The sequence below is a fragment of the Lacicoccus qingdaonensis genome (genome assembly GCF_900101075.1).
GTDB lineage: Bacteria > Bacillota > Bacilli > Staphylococcales > Salinicoccaceae > Lacicoccus > Lacicoccus qingdaonensis.
The window spans coordinates 48,642-64,435 of sequence record NZ_FNFY01000003.1 but is presented as its reverse complement, the minus strand read 5'-3'; the positions used below and the strand labels follow the sequence as shown (position 1 = coordinate 64,435).

Sequence of the window (15,794 nt, the reverse complement as noted above, 5' to 3'; positions counted from 1 at the left end):
TGCGATTCAATTAGAATCGCATCTTTTTTTAACTTAAAAGTACGCTGTCTTCATCAGTTGATAGTTTTAATGATTTTGACGTGCTTTCATGAATCTCTTCGAACATTTCAGGGTTTTCTGATAATTTGATGCCATATGACGGCACCATTTCTTTTATCTTATCTTCCCAATGATCATATTCTGCAGGGAAGCATCGTTGTAGTATATCCAGCATTACTTCTACCGCTACAGATGCGCCTGGCGATGCGCCTAGAAGTGCTGCTATACTGCCATCTGATGACGTTATGACTTCGGTACCGAACTGTAACGTTCCTTTACCTTTATCATCAGTATCTTTGATGACCTGCACACGCTGTCCTGCCACAATCAATTCCCAGTCTTCGCTTTTGGCATCTGGTATAAACTCTCTGAGATCGTTCATACGTTCTTCGTCAGAAAGCAATACCTGCTGTATAAGATATTTAGTCAGACCCAGCTCTTTTGCGCCTGCTGAGAGCATTGTAAGGACGTTATAAGGTTTGACGGAGTTTACAAGATCCATATAAGAACCCGTCTTTAAAAACTTCGGTGAAAATCCGGCAAACGGGCCAAACAATAAACTTTTTTTACCATCTATATAACGTGTATCGAGGTGGGGCACAGACATCGGCGGGGCGCCGACTTTTGCCTTTCCATATACTTTGGCATTATGCTTGTTAATTACTGTTTCATCGGTACATGCAAGGAACATACCGCTTACAGGGAAACCCCCGATGTTCCTGGACTCTTCAATTCCTGTTTTCTGCAGCAGCGGAAGACTATTGCCTCCGGCTCCTATAAATACAAAATCACTCATATGGTATTCAGTTTTACCTGTATCATGATTCTTCACTGTAACCTGCCATTTGTTGTTATCCAGCTGCTTAAGATCTTCTACGCTGTGGTTATATTTCATCTCCACATTTTGTTCTTCCAATAAGGAAAACAGTTTACGTGACAGGGCTCCAAAGTTGACGTCTGTGCCTGTATCGATCTTCGTTGCTGCGATGTCCTGACCGGGTTTACGTCCTTCCATCATCAAAGGAATCCATTCTTTCAATGTATCATAATCATCTGCGAATTCCATACCTTCAAATAAAGGGTTATCTGTAAGAGAGTCGATACGTTTGTTTAAAAACTCCACGTTCTTTTTGCCTTCAACAAAACTTAAGTGGGGCACCTGCCTGATAAACTTCTCAGGTGTTTCAAGCATTCCCTGTTCAACAAGATAAGCCCAGAACTGTTTGCTCACCTGAAACTGTTCATTAATCTTTACAGCTTTACTGATGTCCAGGGAACCGTCAGCCTGTTCAGGTGTATAGTTTAATTCACATAAAGCCGAGTGGCCGGTGCCGGCGTTATTCCACGCATCAGAACTTTCCTGGCCTGAACTATCCAATTTCTCGAATACTTTGATATTCCACCCGGGGTTAAGTTGTTTTATAATAGTCCCCAGAGTGGCACTCATGACGCCGCTGCCTATTAAAATAATGTCTTTTTTATCTTCTAACTGGCTCATAATCTTTTAAAGCTCTCCTTTTACACATTTAGAACCTTCAACAGTCATGACAACAAGAAGGTTTGGTTTTAGATGTTTTATTACTGTTCATTATACGCCTTTTAATATGATGATTAAAGGGTTTTAATGATATGTGTCATACAATCACTTAAATATGTCATACCAATTAAAAAGAATCCCTTTCAGGACCCTTTAATCAGTCTGTAATTTTGAGCTTACAAATTCTATGAATTCTTCACTGCTGCCTTTAGTGATATTAACCATTGCTATCTTCCCCATACCTTCAGGAAACTCAAGAAACAGGGCTTCTTTTTCCATATATGCTTTGACAATGTCCTGATAGCTGAAGACACGTTTATATGATTCATCGTTCATATCCACATTCATGATCATTCTTTCTGTCGTAGTAATATATGCACCTTCAAATTCCGTCTGATTTCCCACTTTATAGAGTAGTGTGCCCTGAACTGCAGGGCCTGTCTTTTCTGTCGGATAAAGTTCGTTTTCATCTATTACTGTTAAATCCAATACCATTAACTCCTTAATTATATATTTTCCAGTTTTTCTCGGTTGCTATCTTCAACAGCTTTTCATCAGGTTGTACGGCAACTGGATTTCCTACCAATTCCAGCATCTGTATATCTGAATAACTGTCACTGAAGGCCAGGCTGTTCTCCCAATCAATCGTCTCACCCCTGTTGTTAAAATGATCTATTAAAAGTTTGACCTTCATCCCGGAATGCAGTCTGTTGAACTGCTTTTTGTGATCCAGTTTGCCCTGATTATAGTGAATTACAGAACCAAATATATAATCTACGGTTTCTGACTTGAATAACGCTTCCAGTAACGGCACGAAAGCACCGGATACCAATACAATATAATAATTGTCTTTTTTAAGTTTACGAAGCTGGTCAACCAGGGTAGGGCGCATGTCACCAGCCATGTTAACTGCTATCTCGTGAAAGAAGTTCTCAATTTCCTCTTTGCCCATGCCTTTGAAAGCATGGATATACTTTTCAAGCGCTTTGTTCTGCATGGTCAGCTTTGATACCAGCTTCAGTTTATAACCAACATAAATCGGTGCAAAACTTCTCATGAATTTATTGTAGACTGCCTTATAATCAGGATGCTTTTTTATCTTTTCTATTAATATATCAAATGTTTCATGGGGATATAAAGTACCGTCAAAATCGAATAACGCAACCTTCATCTAGCCACATCCTTACAATGTTAATCATTTCAATTACTATATTATCATAATTATAGTAGAGTATATATAACTTAGGATTAACAAGGAGGATATTAATTGATGGAGTTTACAGTTTATCTAGCCGGCCAGATTCATGATGACTGGCGCGGAGAAGTTGAGAAAAAAGCAAAAGAAGGCGGATTGAACTTAAATTTTGTCGGTCCCCAGACTGACCATGATTTATCGGATGATATCGGCGAGAAAGTTTTAGGCAAACAACCGAATGATTACTTCAGGGACGACGCGGCTTCCAGCATCAATAACTTCAGGACTTCTGTTCTCATGAACAAAGCTGATTTTGTCATTGCACTGTACGGTGAAAAGTACAAGCAGTGGAATACGACTATGGACGCAACTACAGCCATCAACCTCGGCAAGCCTTTAATCATTATCAGACCGGAAAGCGCAATTCATGCTCTTAAAGAATTATCCAACAAAGCCAACGTAACTGTGGAAACTGTGGATCAGGCACTTGAGATCATAAAATATATTTATAAATAGAATTTAAAACAGGAATGTTTCCCGTGAAACATTCCTGTTTATTTTGCCGTTACAACTGCGTTACTCTTTTAAATAATACCCTTTGTAACCTGTGAATCTATGCATTTAATCCATATAACGGGTGCCGTTATAAAACCCGTTCTACATCTTCTTTTATGCCTTCCGGTGTTGTTTTAGGTGCATATCTTTCTTTCACTTCACCATTTTTATCTACAAGAAACTTAGTGAAATTCCATTTAATCTTATCATTGAACAAACCTCTCTTGGATGATTTCAGATACTCATACAGGGGATGTTCATCCTCTCCGTTGACCTCGATTTTCTGATGCATCGGAAAAGATACTCCATAATTCAACTTACAGTTTTCTGCTGCTTCTTCAGATGTTCCAGGTTCCTGGCCTCCAAATTGATTACATGGAAATCCAAGAACAATCAGGCCATCATCTTTATATTCCTGGTACAGCTTTTCCAAGCCGTCAAATTGCGATGCGAAGCCACATTTACTTGCTGTATTTACTATCAGCATCGGACGCCCCCGATAATTTTCAAGCTCATAATTACTGCCGTCTGTCTCTGTAACTTCAATATCATAAATTGACATTCATATCACTCCTTATGAGATATTATAGCAACATTTTATTCAATTCAATAATATTTAGTTCAGTCGATGGTCCGAAGACAAAAAGAAAGTATATGACCAAATTGTCATATACTTTCTTCCTGTTGTACAACAGATTAAATATTAATATTTACTTGATGCTTTAGCACTTGCGAAAGTCTGATCTTCTGTCAGGATTTCACTGTTCTTGATAGGGAAGTTTCTGAACACATAGCTGCCAGCCCAGCCGACAATGAAACAGATGACAGCACAGATTGCTGCATATAATAGCACTTGTCCGGCAGGGTTGAACCCGAACATGACCAGCAGGCCCGGTGTAGGCGCAGCTGTACCTGGTGCATCGTTGATCATACCTGAGTATGCGATGACGATACCACTTAAGGCCCCGCCGACAAAGTTTGTCGTATAGATTGGAATCGGGTTAGCAGTAACAAGATCCGCTTTGGACAAAGGCTCTATTGCGATTGAAATTACAGATTTCAACTTACCAATTTTTAATCTATGAAGCAAAGTACTGTTCATAAATGCCGAACCGAAAGCTGACAGTGCCGCAACCGCCATCGGTGCACCAGTTAATCCAAGCATCGCAGTCAAAGCCATGGAACTCAGAGGAGAGGTACCCACTACTGTAACGATTCCACCAAGCATCAAGCCCATGACCAATGGACTTGCATCCATTGCCAACTCAATGATTGCACCAATTCTAAGCAATGATCCATCTACCAGAGGTGTAATTAATAATCCAAACCATCTGGCCAGAGGCACTGCGATTAAAATAACCAGTATAAAGTCCATTCCCAGTGATACTTTATTCTGGAAAAATTTAATTAGGAATGCAACCAGGTATGCCGAAAATAATGCAGGGATTAGACCAATTTCTCCAAAAGCTACAGCAAGTATTGCAGAGTTTTGGGGGTTGACGCCCATCTTCAGGCCGACTAACATCGCAACAATGACGCCTGAAAGTGTACCCGCGACTGTCCCTGTTTCTTTAAAGAAATCAAGGGCAAAGATGTCCCCTATGACATATCCCTGTAATGCCTCCACTAAAAATGTCGCGATGGCTGCTGCAGCCAGAGCGCTCATAACCTCACTGCCGTACGGCGCATAGTATGTAAATAAGCTGAAAAAAACGAGTATTAATAATAAAAGTCCTATACCTATTAACTGATCGATTTTAAGTCCCTCCAATATTTTTAATCCTTTAAAAAGGCTTTCAGTATTTCCATTATAGTTACTTGTTCTAAAAATCACAAAACAAAAAATGTAAAATCCTATGATATTTTGATGTATTATTACATTTTATCGTTAAAATTGACACTTTGGACATAATATTATTTTAAACATGTAAAATATATGCTTCTTCATTTCCTGCTGATTTCGTCAATTATAAGATCAGTCATACTTTCTACGCCTTCCGGCAAAAGATGTACACCATCTGCTGAAAAATATTCCGTCTTACCTTCGGAATGTGAATGCCAGTCAATAATTGTGACATTCTCATGCTGATTACCCGCTTCTTCCAGATTTTCATTCACCGATGTTTCCCATGATCTGGGCACCCGTGTGTTTACGAAATATATTTCCGCCTCTTCGAAGACGTTTATAAGCGCGTTCAGCTCCTCCTCCGTAAAGGTCCCATTTGTTCCCAGCTGAATCACTATAATATCATCCGATTCCCCATAATCATCGTAATTATCTTTTACCAGTTCCAAAGTATCCCTTACCTGTCTGCCTACCTCCCCGTTGATGACTGCATTCGGAATTCGTGCCTCAAGCTCTTCGCCGACGTTGACCATGATTGAATCTCCGATGAAAAGCGGACTGATTTCCTGTAAATCGACTGCTTCATCTGACACTTCTTCATCTTTTGAAGGAGTCTCCTGTTCCGACATAAAATTCGTCTGCCGGTTTTCATTCACATCATGATGCAGACTGTCGAATACTCCCGTCATCACTGTCAGACTGACAACAGCGATGACCCCTGTCGTAACGAAACGTACTCTGTGCTTGGCCGCCGGCCATACCGCTTTGAATCCATGACGTCTCAAAGGCGTTTCAATCCACCTGAAGGATATTTCAGCACAGAGGACAGTCAGTAAGACCTGGAGCAGTATTATATAAAATGGAATCTGTCCCTGTACAAAATTCATATTAATCAAAGTGATAATCGGATAATGCCATAGATACAGACTGTATGATCTGGTACCCACCCACAGCATAAAACGGTTCCCCAATACTTTGGGCAGCACGGTCGAAGGATGTACACTGCTGGCAATCAGCAATAATGTCACAAGTGTAATCAAATAAAGCCCACCGTAATAAATCCAATGACTGGAATCATCGACAGTGACAAAGAAAATGATAAGTATAAGCAGGGCGCCGATTCCGATTCCGTCTATCCAGACTTTTATTTTCTGCCCGATATCTTTTTTCAGCCTGAAAGGCGGCCATATGTATGCGAGCAGTACACCCAGCAATAGTGTCTGGAGTCGTGTGTCGGTTCCGAAATACACTCTGGAATTATCCTCATAAGGCAATGCGAGCACCATCATCCATATTAATGAGATGATGGTCATTATGAGGATAATAAGCATAATATGTTTATAATTTTTAAACTTCGACAGAAGCACCAGCAAAACCACCGGCCAGATGATATAAAACTGCTCTTCGATTGCAAGGCTCCATAAATGCATGAGCGGTCTCGGTTCGGATGCTTCGAAATAGCTGACATCCTCAATGATGTACCACCAGTTGGATAAATATAGGAATGCTGCAATCCCGTCCTCTTTGACGGTCCGGATGATTCCGGATTCGAACACCAGAACATATGTAATCACGACGCCGGTCATAAAAAATAAGGCAGGTATCAATCTTCTGAACCTTCTTATCCAGAAGTTCTTCAAATCGATTATCTGAGTGTTATGATATTCCCTCAGCAGCAGACTTGTGATCAAGTAACCTGAAATCACTAAGAAAGTGTCCACACCTAAAAAGCCACCAGGCAGCCAACGGGGATTCAGATGGTAAATTATTATCGCTATGACTGCGACAGCTCTCAAGCCATCCAGACCAGGCATGTATCTAGAGTTTTGTAATTTCAATTGATTAGAGTGATCACTCATAATTCTGACCTTACTTTCAGATTGATAATAAGTAATTTCGATTATATCATGCTATTATAAATTAGCATGGGAATTCTTGGGTATATATAATTAAAATCAATAAATTAGGAGGATTTAATATGTTACGTCATGTAGTCAACTTTTATGTAGGTAAGAACATGTTTGAAGGCGGACTTCAAAAAGTTCAAAACGACGGGGAACTCGGTACCGGTTTCGAAGAAAAGTTCAATGTGGACAGTAACCAGATGAAGCTTGCAGGTTATTTCGAAGCTATCGGCGGTGCGCTGATGTTCTTTACACTGTTCAGTAAAACACTTGTCAGAATAGGTATTATCATGATGAACCTTGTGCTGGGTACTGCGATATTCAAGCACTATAAATCAGGGGACGGTTTTGAAGAAACAAAAGGTGCACTTAAATTCTTTGGTCTGAATACATTGAGCTTCTTTGAAACTTTCCGCAAATAATCATTTGAAACCATTGCGATACATTGCCGCAATGGTTTTTATTTTGCATTTATATATGAAACAAAGGAACCTTACATCCTGTTCTTAATAGTTTATATGTGTTACTAATGGGATAAAATATAAATAACATGACTATGAGGAGATTTGATAATGAACAATTACACAAAGCAATACATCAATGGAGAATGGGTAGACAGCACGAGCGGTGAATATATCGATGTTATCAATCCGGCAACGGAAGAAGTCTTTGGAAAGATAGCCAAAGGTAACAAAGAAGATGTGGATAAAGCAGTAGCGGCGGCAGATTCCGTCTATCTCAAATTCAGGAATATGCCGGCAGAAGACAGAAAGAGTATGCTCGACAGAATTGTGATTGAGTATGAAAAAAGAAAAGATGACATCATTGAAGCAATCACTTCCGAACTTGGTTCTCCAAAGAGCAAATCGGATAAAGTGCACTACGAAATGGGATTGACACACTTTAAAGCTGCCAGAGATGCTTTGGGTAATTTTCAGTTTGAAGAAAGACGCGGAGATGCTCTTGTAGTAAAGGAATCTATCGGTGTTGCCGGTCTGATCACTCCGTGGAATTTCCCGACGAATCAGACTTCATTAAAGTTATCAGCAGCTATGGCGGCCGGGTCGCCTGTAGTATTGAAACCATCCGAGGAAACACCGTTTGCAGCAATTATCCTTGCCGAAATATTCGATGCGGCAGACGTACCAAAAGGCGTCTTCAATCTTGTTAATGGTGATGGAGAAGGGGTGGGCACACCTTTATCCAGCCACCCGAAAGTCCGTATGATGTCATTTACAGGTTCAGGCGCGACCGGGTCAAAAATAATGGAGAAGGCGAGCCGGGATTTCAAACGCGTTGCACTCGAACTCGGCGGTAAATCTCCATACATCATATTGGACGATGTGGATATAGATGAGGCGGCAAAGTCTGCAGTCCAGAAAGTGGTCAACAATACAGGTCAGGTATGTACTGCAGGTACAAGAACTCTCGTCCCGGAATCCATCAAAGATGAATTCATCAGCAAGGCCAAAAAATATATGGACGAGGTCGTCGTCGGTGATCCAAATGATGATAATACAACCATGGGACCGATTATAAGCAAAAAGCAATTTGAGCAAGTTCAGAACTATATCAACATCGGTACAAAAGAAGGGGCTAAATTGTACCATGGCGGCACAGGGAAGCCTCACGGCCTTGACAATGGATATTTTGCCAAACCGACTATGTTCACGGAAGTCGATAATAAAATGCAGATTGCACAGGAAGAAATCTTCGGGCCTGTCATGTCTGTGATCACTTATAAGGACCTGGACGAAGCGATTGAGATTGCCAACGACACTAAATATGGCCTGGCAGGCTATGTTATGGGCAACGATAAAGAATCATTGAAGAAAATTGCGCGTTCAATAGAGGCAGGTACTGTGGGGATCAATGATGTGCCCGGGCAGGCCGATTTGCCGTTCGGCGGTTATAAACAATCCGGTCTCGGCCGTGAATGGGGCGATTTCGGTATTGATGAGTTTTTAGAAGTCAAAACCATCAAAGGTTATTTCGCATAAGCCTGTCATCTGTCATGAGTTTTATTTTGATGACTTTTCTGTTGAATTGAAGTAAAGTGTTATGAACGAGGTGATAATATGGTTAAAGAATATTTGGAAGATAAAAAATTAATGAAATCTATCATTACAAAATATGCATGTGATCTGGGCAAAATCTGGGAAAACAGCCATATGGAAAACTTTAAACTGACTATCATAGATAAAAATAATAAACGGTCCATCGATTTCAATAAACTTAAAAAAGAGTTTAAAAGTACGTATGACTTACAGTTCATGCACGACTTAAAAGGTATATATATGCTGTTCAAAGACGGTGATCTGTTTATCGTCGGAAACAGCAGGGATAATGTATTCAAACGGCTGAAAAATGATTTCAAAAAGGACGAAGGATTCAAACAGCTGCTGGAATCCTCAAATGTCAAATTAACTGTGATCCGTATGCATGATATGGACAACATCCATAATGCCCGTCTCGAAGCGGTCGTTACAGATATATACACAAAGCTGTTCAAAGCCAAACTTGCTCAGGAGTATGAATTAAAGATATAAAAAACAGCCCAATGTTTCTCGTGAAACATTGGGCTGTTACTATTCACCCTGTTCAAATGCAGGTTCGAGATGGCCTTCATCCTCAAGTCCGGATAAAAATTCATAAACCTCATCCGATGTAAATGCTTCCTGCAGTGCCTGAATCGCTTCTGAATCCTGGTTATCTTCACGTGCAACCAGTGTAATAGCAAATGTATTATTCTCATCTTCTTCCAGGAATACCGCATCATCCGGTGTCAATCCGATGCTGTCGATATATGTAGGGTAGTTGAACACCAATTCGACACCATCCTCATAAGAAGATGTTAAATTTAAAAGGTCTACATGAGTGAAAGTGAAATCATGCGGATTTTCTTCGATGTCATCAACTGTGGCATCATAAGTCACACCGTCAGACAGTGTAATCAGATCGTGCTGTTCCAGAATCATCAGCGCACGTGCTTCGTTTGTGGCGTCACTTGGGATTGCGACTTCAGCACCATCTTCTATGTCATCGATTGAATCATATACAGGGGAATAGTATCCCACAATCGCATTGTAGATCGGCTGTATTGCAACCAGATTACCGTCTCTTTCAGCATTGAACATTTCCATGAACGGTTCATGCTGGGCAAAGTTTGCATCCACTTCTTCATTCAAAAGGGCTTCGTTATACTGGATATTATCGGCAACTTCAACCATTTCAACAGTGTACGGCTCTTCAATTGCCTCAGCTGCCAGTTTAACGACATCAGTCATTGGAATTGTCTGGGAGGCCACCTGTAATTCAGTATCCTCTTCCTCAGCAGCATCTTCATTGCCGTTCTCCTCTGTTTCAGCATTCTCTGAAGTTTCTTCATCTCCGCTGTCGCATGCCGCCATAACAAATACAATGACACCCAGCAATACGAATAATAAATTACGTTTGAACATTATTTTCACTCCTTATAATTTATAACTTTTTATTGTTATCTTTTATCCACTTTTTTAGCAAGTTTTAATCCCAGCCACTGTATAATCTGCACAATAATGATGATGACGATGATTGCAGTGTACATTATATCCGTTTCATACCTTTGATAGCCGTAACGAATGGCAAAATCACCAATACCGCCGCCGCCTACAACACCCATGATTGTAGAGTAGGAGATGAAGCTCACAAATGCTGTGGTAAAACCGATTATCAATGAACTTCTGGATTCCACAAACAGAAACTTCCAGACAAGCTGGAGTCTTGAAGCACCCATTGAATGGGCAGTTTCTGTAACGCCACGCGGTACATCCAATAACGACTGCTGAACAAAACGTGCATAAAGAGCAATGGCAATGAGCATCATAGGAAATGATGCTGCCACAGGGTCACCGGTCGCTCTTCCGTAAACTGCTCTTATAAACGGCTGCATGGCTACGACAAGCAGCAGAAATGGGAATGAGCGGACAATATTTACGAAGAAGTTTGACAGCTGATATATATAAATATTTTCCATCGGCTTACCTTTAGCGGTCAAATACAGAAGTGTACCGAGCGGCAGTCCAAGCAGAATTGCCGCTATCATTGCAAAACCCATCATGATGCCCGTTTCCCAAAGGCTTTCAAATAACGCAGGCCAAAATTCTATAACACGAACAATGTACTCCCTGACAGCATCAACCATTTTTCAGCACCTTCAGAACACGGTCGTGATATGATTTATAGCTTTGTTTACGCGTTTTTGGAGCAATATCAATAATATCGATAAGTCTGCCCTTTTCCAGCACAGCACATCTCCTGCACATTCTTTTAATGACATTCAGCTCATGGGTGACGACAAGGATCGTCATATCAAATGCCTCGTGTGCACGTTTTAAAACATCGACAATCTCTTCAGTGGTACTTTCATCCAGAGCAGAAGTCGGTTCATCACAAAGCAGAATTTTAGGACGTGTAATCAGTGCACGGGCAATACCCACCCGTTGTTTTTCACCGCCGGATAACTGACTGGGATAATTATCAGCCTTATCAGGCAGACCGACAAATGCCAGCACTTCTTCTACGGTTAATGGCTTTTCATACTTATGTAACTCCAGTGGAAGTTGGATATTTTCTCTGACAGACTTGTTATTCAACAGATTGAATTGCTGAAATATCATCCCTATACCCTTTTGGTGCTGGCGCAACTGCTTCCTTGAAAGATTGAAGACGTCTGTATCATCTACACTCACATAACCTTCAGTAGGAGATTCAAGAGCATTGATAAATCGGAGTAATGTGGATTTCCCTGCTCCACTTTCGCCTATCAGACCGAATATTTCATTTTCTTCAACTTTTAACGAGACTTTGTCCACAGCATTGAATGGACCATTTTTCCCTTGATATGTTTTTGTTACACTGTTCATGTTTATCAACCTGAACACCCCCGGTCCATCTGTCACCATTCATGAATATACCATAATACCTTCAGGAAATAAAGAAGCTATCTGTTTCCCTGCATAAAAAAAGACTGATTGGAAAATCAGCCTTTTACATATCAATCATCATCCCAGTCATCGTCATTGTCGTCGTCCCAGTCGTCATCGTCCCAGTCATCATCGTCATCATACTCTATATAGTAGTGCTGATTCTGTGCATTGTATGATGCGACCTGACGCATAAATGACTCAAGGTCACCAATCTCATCAAATTCAATATCCAGGAAAATCACTTTGTTGACAGTACCGTTTACAGCATTTACTGAAACAATCGCTCCTTCATCATCACCATCAATCAGATTGGCAATCAAATATTCGCTTGGGCTGACTTCTTCATTCAATGTTGAATGAAGATATAATCCTCCCACTTCATTCATTGCTATATCACGGGCCTCTTCCATCGATATGGCCTCAGATTCATTTGACGGGGATTCACTACTTCCAGACTCAGACGCAGTTTCATCAGAAGTTCCTTCTCCCTGTTTGTTATCGCCAGCAGGTTCCTCTTTTTGATCTGTTCCTTCTGAAGATGACTCTTCAGTTCCGGAATCCTCAGTTCCAGACTCTTCAGAATCGGAACCCTCAGTACCGGACTCCTCAGAAGTCGTCTCCTCAGTATCTTTCTCTGCTACATAATCCGGGTTTTCCGAAGATTTTATATCTTCTACTGTACTTTCCGCTCTGTTAATCGTAATTTCATATAAATATTGTTCATTCTCAACTGTGACAAGAAAATAGTCATCATTCTCAGAAAGTGACACATTGCTTATATCGCCCTGATAACGATCTGTGACAATTGCTCTGACTTCATCCTCATTGATATAGTCCGCTTCCATGAAGTTCATGAAGACAATGCCTATTATAACGCCCAGCGTTACTGCGACTGCAGCAATTACTATTTTACCGGTTTTCATCCTGTTCCTCCTTTCCATGTTCAAATTTCAGAGTAAATGTTGTTCCTTCGTCAACTGTACTTTCAACACTGACCCGTATATCGTTCATTTTTGCGAGTTCATCTGCGATTGATAAACCGAGGCCTGAGCCGCCGGTCTTTCTTGCCCGTGCTTTATCCACGCGGTAAAAACGATTGAAAATTTTCCCCAGATCCTCTTCCGGTATGCCGATACCTCTGTCTATGATATCCACCCTTGTAAATTCCTTGTCCTTGGTAATATTTATGTTAATGTCTTCTGAACTGTATTTATAGGCATTATCAAGGAATATTTTAAGCAGCTGATCCAGACTGTCCGCATCAGCAGTCACAAACATGAAGTCCGCTTCATGATGCACTTCGATATTTCTGCCGTACACAGGCTCTAGCCTGTTTTTAATCCCGGATATCATATCGACCAGATTCAGCTTTTCAGGACGGAAATTTTCTTTTGCCTGTGCTGCTTTACTGAAGCTGAGCAGTTGTTCGGTCAAATATTTCATGCGCTTTGCTTCATCGGATATTGCAAAGATGCTCTCATCTAAAATGTCTTCTCTCGTCTTGCCAAAGCGCTTGAGCATCTGGCTGTATGAATCGATGACTGTAATCGGAGTTTTCAGCTCGTGGGAAGCATTCATTATAAACGCCTGCTGCTGTTCATCATTTTCTTTAAGATCAAGCATCATTTCGTTAAAGGACTCTGACAGATCTCTCAGTTCTTTAGTATCATTGTTGTTCACTTCCAGCATTGTATACGCACTGGTGTTTTCAGTCTCTTTGATTTTTTCAATCAGTCTGTTTATCGGCTTCAAAATGATATTCGTAATGATTCGATTTAAAAAGTAGATGACAATAAGGATAATCAGGGTGGAGATGATCAATATCCATTGGAGCAGGTTGAAAGTATCATATAAAAACTCTATATTTTCATATACCTGCAAGTTATAGACTTCACCGTTTTCCCATATGACCGGCAGGGAAACCATGACAAAATGGATATCATCATAAGTAACGACATCCCTGTACTGACCGGTATTATACCCTTCATAATCTTCAGGATAGCTCGCACTGGTAGTGATTCTGAGTTCCTGTTCTCCTGCCTCGTTAAGAAGCGTGATGAAACCATCTGACAAAAGATGTGACTGCAGTACCGCACGGGTATTTGCATCACTGCCTATAGCATTCTGGATTTCTTGCGAAATATTAATGCCCCGGCCTTCCAGCTGGCTCATTTCGGCTTCCAACGTGAAGTTCTTATAACTGTAATAGACGAATGTATTGATAAGAATGACGACAATGGCGGACATTACAGTGATATACAGCTGAATCTTAGTCCCTAATTTCATGGCCGTTAATCCTTTATCATATAACCGATGCCTCTGACACTGGAAATAACAGAAGGAGAGTTCTGGTCTATTTTTTTACGTAAATATCTTACATATACATCAACGGTGTTGGTATCTCCGAAATAGTCATATCCCCATACTGATTCTATAATCTGTTCTCTCGACAGCACCTGGTTTTTATTCGACAGTAAATAAAAGAACAAATCATATTCTTTTTGTGTAAGATACACGTCTTCACCACCTATAAAGACTTCCCTTGAAGAGGGCAGCACCTTAATATTTTTAATTGTCATCTCTTCCTGTTTTGAATTTTGAATGACTTCACTTTGTTTCAGCTGTGCACGGATTCTTGCCAGAAGTTCTTCAATCTCGAACGGTTTTGTCATATAGTCATTCGCACCTGAATCCAGGCCGCCGACTTTATCCATGACCGCGTCCCGTGCGGTAAGCATAATGATACGGACGGCTTCATCTTTCTGTCTGATTCTCCGCAGAACTTCCAGACCGTTCAGTTCAGGTATCATTACGTCCAGCAATATCAAATCAAAGTCTTCTTCATATTTATCGAGTGCTTCCTTACCTGTATATGCATTACTGACCTCATAGGATTCAAATTCCAATTCAAGTTGAATCACACGGGCAATCTTTTCATCATCTTCAACGATTAAAATCTTTTGCATAAATTTTCCTCCTAAGAGATGGCTTCATCCATACTAAGTAATAATCTTAATTTTAGACATGAACCTTTTGAATAGTATTAGAGATTTCTTAAAATATCATTAAAAGTTATTCTTAAAGTAATTATACATTAAAAAAAGTTCATATGAACTCCAAAGAATTCACATGAACCTGCCTCATCACACTAAATCCAAATGTTTTTTATAACATTTACGGCAGACGGGCACATACTCCTCATCGCCGATCTGTATCGTTTCCCCGACATTTACAGGTTTGCCATCAAGCATTCTCATATTCAATGTCGCTTTTTTATTGCAGTACTGGCAGACCGTCTTCAATTCATCGATGGCATCTGCCAATTCCAGCAGGGCTTTGCTGCCTTCGAACAGCTGGTTACGGAAATCCGTCTTCAAACCGAAAGCGATGACCGGTATATCCAGCTTGTCGGCAATATCACTCAGATGATGTACCTCGGACTTCTTTAAAAACTGAGCTTCATCGACCAGCACTGCATAGATTTTCTCTTTTTTGTGCTGCGCTTCAACCTGCTCGAAGATTTTATCTGTCACATACTCTGCATCCAGATTCAGACCGATGCGGGATTCAATCTTTTTAAACCCGCTTCTTGTATCGACGGGGGTCGAGTAGGCAAGGCACTTTTTCCCCTGGGTCGTATATTGATAGTGTGTAGTAATGATCTGGTTGCTCTTATTGCTCTGCATTGTTCCAAAACGATAATATAACTTTGCCATAGTTTAATCCTTTCATTGGTTATACAAAGGTGATT

General features: G+C 40.5%; 17 protein-coding genes. 4 read left to right on the top strand and 13 right to left on the bottom strand.

All coding sequences use genetic code 11. From position 1 onward, the window contains the following. Positions 1-28: 28 nt before the first annotated feature. The 3 genes from BLR15_RS02740 to BLR15_RS02730 all read right to left on the bottom strand — a co-directional run bounded on the left by BLR15_RS02740 (position 29) and on the right by BLR15_RS02730 (position 2,747). Positions 29-1,537, bottom strand: coding sequence for a malate:quinone oxidoreductase (locus tag BLR15_RS02740; protein WP_092984458.1), 1,509 nt, complete (start codon positions 1,535-1,537; stop codon positions 29-31). 192 nt (positions 1,538-1,729) lie between these two features. Further along, positions 1,730-2,065, bottom strand: coding sequence for a hypothetical protein (locus BLR15_RS02735; RefSeq protein WP_092984456.1), 336 nt, complete (start codon positions 2,063-2,065; stop codon positions 1,730-1,732). Positions 2,066-2,078: 13 nt separating this feature from the next. Next, positions 2,079-2,747 (bottom strand): HAD family hydrolase, encoded by a 669-nt coding sequence (locus BLR15_RS02730; RefSeq protein ID WP_092984454.1) that lies wholly within the window; start codon positions 2,745-2,747, stop codon positions 2,079-2,081. A 99-nt stretch (positions 2,748-2,846) separates the two neighbouring features. On the opposite strand from BLR15_RS02730, the gene BLR15_RS02725 reads away from it, so the two are divergent. Further along, positions 2,847-3,287, top strand: a complete 441-nt coding sequence (locus BLR15_RS02725) for a YtoQ family protein (protein WP_092984452.1) — start codon at positions 2,847-2,849, stop codon at positions 3,285-3,287. Positions 3,288-3,414: 127 nt separating this feature from the next. Here BLR15_RS02725 and BLR15_RS02720 read toward each other — a convergent pair whose 3' ends face one another. The 3 genes from BLR15_RS02720 to BLR15_RS02710 all read right to left on the bottom strand — a co-directional run bounded on the left by BLR15_RS02720 (position 3,415) and on the right by BLR15_RS02710 (position 6,986). Next, the gene (locus BLR15_RS02720) at positions 3,415-3,888 is read right to left on the bottom strand and encodes a glutathione peroxidase (RefSeq protein WP_092984450.1); all 474 of its coding nucleotides are present in this window, start codon (positions 3,886-3,888) and stop codon (positions 3,415-3,417) included. Between the two features lie 141 nt (positions 3,889-4,029). Continuing rightward, a complete protein-coding gene (locus BLR15_RS02715; RefSeq protein WP_092984717.1) occupies positions 4,030-5,082 on the bottom strand; it encodes a PTS sugar transporter subunit IIC in 1,053 nt (350 codons plus the stop codon). Between the two features lie 188 nt (positions 5,083-5,270). After that, positions 5,271-6,986 (bottom strand): acyltransferase family protein, encoded by a 1,716-nt coding sequence (locus BLR15_RS02710; protein ID WP_245696520.1) that lies wholly within the window; start codon positions 6,984-6,986, stop codon positions 5,271-5,273. Between the two features lie 164 nt (positions 6,987-7,150). Between BLR15_RS02710 and BLR15_RS02705 the strand changes: the two genes are divergently transcribed. From BLR15_RS02705 to BLR15_RS02695, 3 genes are all read left to right on the top strand, one after another. Next, a complete protein-coding gene (locus BLR15_RS02705; RefSeq protein WP_092984446.1) occupies positions 7,151-7,498 on the top strand; it encodes a hypothetical protein in 348 nt (115 codons plus the stop codon). A gap of 150 nt (positions 7,499-7,648) precedes the next feature. Next, positions 7,649-9,076, top strand: a complete 1,428-nt coding sequence (locus tag BLR15_RS02700; RefSeq protein ID WP_092984444.1) for an aldehyde dehydrogenase family protein — start codon at positions 7,649-7,651, stop codon at positions 9,074-9,076. Between the two features lie 78 nt (positions 9,077-9,154). Next, complete coding sequence (locus tag BLR15_RS02695; protein WP_092984442.1) at positions 9,155-9,625, top strand: hypothetical protein; 471 nt, start codon at positions 9,155-9,157, stop codon at positions 9,623-9,625. A gap of 39 nt (positions 9,626-9,664) precedes the next feature. Here BLR15_RS02695 and BLR15_RS02690 read toward each other — a convergent pair whose 3' ends face one another. The 7 genes from BLR15_RS02690 to BLR15_RS02660 form a co-directional block, all read right to left on the bottom strand. Continuing rightward, on the bottom strand, positions 9,665-10,537 hold the full coding sequence (locus tag BLR15_RS02690; RefSeq protein ID WP_176754037.1) for a MetQ/NlpA family ABC transporter substrate-binding protein: 873 nt from the start codon (positions 10,535-10,537) through the stop codon (positions 9,665-9,667). Positions 10,538-10,572: 35 nt separating this feature from the next. Then, a complete protein-coding gene (locus tag BLR15_RS02685; protein ID WP_092984440.1) occupies positions 10,573-11,259 on the bottom strand; it encodes a methionine ABC transporter permease in 687 nt (228 codons plus the stop codon). After that, positions 11,252-11,980: a methionine ABC transporter ATP-binding protein gene (locus tag BLR15_RS02680; protein WP_092984713.1), complete on the bottom strand. Its 729-nt coding sequence runs from the start codon at positions 11,978-11,980 to the stop codon at positions 11,252-11,254. The genes BLR15_RS02685 and BLR15_RS02680 overlap by 8 nt, the downstream gene beginning before the upstream one ends. Before the next feature lie 131 nt (positions 11,981-12,111). Then, entirely contained in the window at positions 12,112-12,966 is an 855-nt protein-coding gene (locus BLR15_RS02675; protein ID WP_092984438.1) for a PepSY domain-containing protein, read from the bottom strand. Beyond that, positions 12,953-14,329: a sensor histidine kinase gene (locus BLR15_RS02670; RefSeq protein ID WP_092984437.1), complete on the bottom strand. Its 1,377-nt coding sequence runs from the start codon at positions 14,327-14,329 to the stop codon at positions 12,953-12,955. Before BLR15_RS02670 ends, BLR15_RS02675 begins: the two co-directional genes overlap by 14 nt. 5 nt (positions 14,330-14,334) lie before the next feature. Further along, positions 14,335-15,009, bottom strand: a complete 675-nt coding sequence (locus tag BLR15_RS02665) for a response regulator transcription factor (RefSeq protein WP_092984435.1) — start codon at positions 15,007-15,009, stop codon at positions 14,335-14,337. A gap of 177 nt (positions 15,010-15,186) precedes the next feature. Further along, a complete protein-coding gene (locus BLR15_RS02660) occupies positions 15,187-15,759 on the bottom strand; it encodes a thymidine kinase (RefSeq protein ID WP_092984433.1) in 573 nt (190 codons plus the stop codon). Positions 15,760-15,794 lie beyond the last annotated feature (35 nt).

What these genes read in the sequence shown, in the direction of transcription:
- BLR15_RS02670 (WP_092984437.1), bottom strand. Translation starts at nt 14,329, where the DNA reads ATGAAATTAGGGACTAAGATTCAGCTGTATATCACTGTAATGTCCGCC.
- BLR15_RS02665 (WP_092984435.1), bottom strand. Translation starts at nt 15,009, where the DNA reads ATGCAAAAGATTTTAATCGTTGAAGATGATGAAAAGATTGCCCGTGTG.
- BLR15_RS02740 (WP_092984458.1), bottom strand. Translation starts at nt 1,537, where the DNA reads ATGAGCCAGTTAGAAGATAAAAAAGACATTATTTTAATAGGCAGCGGC.
- BLR15_RS02695 (WP_092984442.1), top strand. Translation starts at nt 9,155, where the DNA reads ATGGTTAAAGAATATTTGGAAGATAAAAAATTAATGAAATCTATCATT.
- BLR15_RS02700 (WP_092984444.1), top strand. Translation starts at nt 7,649, where the DNA reads ATGAACAATTACACAAAGCAATACATCAATGGAGAATGGGTAGACAGC.
- BLR15_RS02660 (WP_092984433.1), bottom strand. Translation starts at nt 15,759, where the DNA reads ATGGCAAAGTTATATTATCGTTTTGGAACAATGCAGAGCAATAAGAGC.
- BLR15_RS02720 (WP_092984450.1), bottom strand. Translation starts at nt 3,888, where the DNA reads ATGTCAATTTATGATATTGAAGTTACAGAGACAGACGGCAGTAATTAT.
- BLR15_RS02705 (WP_092984446.1), top strand. Translation starts at nt 7,151, where the DNA reads ATGTTACGTCATGTAGTCAACTTTTATGTAGGTAAGAACATGTTTGAA.
- BLR15_RS02710 (WP_245696520.1), bottom strand. Translation starts at nt 6,986, where the DNA reads ATGCCTGGTCTGGATGGCTTGAGAGCTGTCGCAGTCATAGCGATAATA.
- BLR15_RS02725 (WP_092984452.1), top strand. Translation starts at nt 2,847, where the DNA reads ATGGAGTTTACAGTTTATCTAGCCGGCCAGATTCATGATGACTGGCGC.
- BLR15_RS02730 (WP_092984454.1), bottom strand. Translation starts at nt 2,747, where the DNA reads ATGAAGGTTGCGTTATTCGATTTTGACGGTACTTTATATCCCCATGAA.
- BLR15_RS02675 (WP_092984438.1), bottom strand. Translation starts at nt 12,966, where the DNA reads ATGAAAACCGGTAAAATAGTAATTGCTGCAGTCGCAGTAACGCTGGGC.
- BLR15_RS02685 (WP_092984440.1), bottom strand. Translation starts at nt 11,259, where the DNA reads ATGGTTGATGCTGTCAGGGAGTACATTGTTCGTGTTATAGAATTTTGG.
- BLR15_RS02680 (WP_092984713.1), bottom strand. Translation starts at nt 11,980, where the DNA reads ATGAACAGTGTAACAAAAACATATCAAGGGAAAAATGGTCCATTCAAT.
- BLR15_RS02690 (WP_176754037.1), bottom strand. Translation starts at nt 10,537, where the DNA reads ATGTTCAAACGTAATTTATTATTCGTATTGCTGGGTGTCATTGTATTT.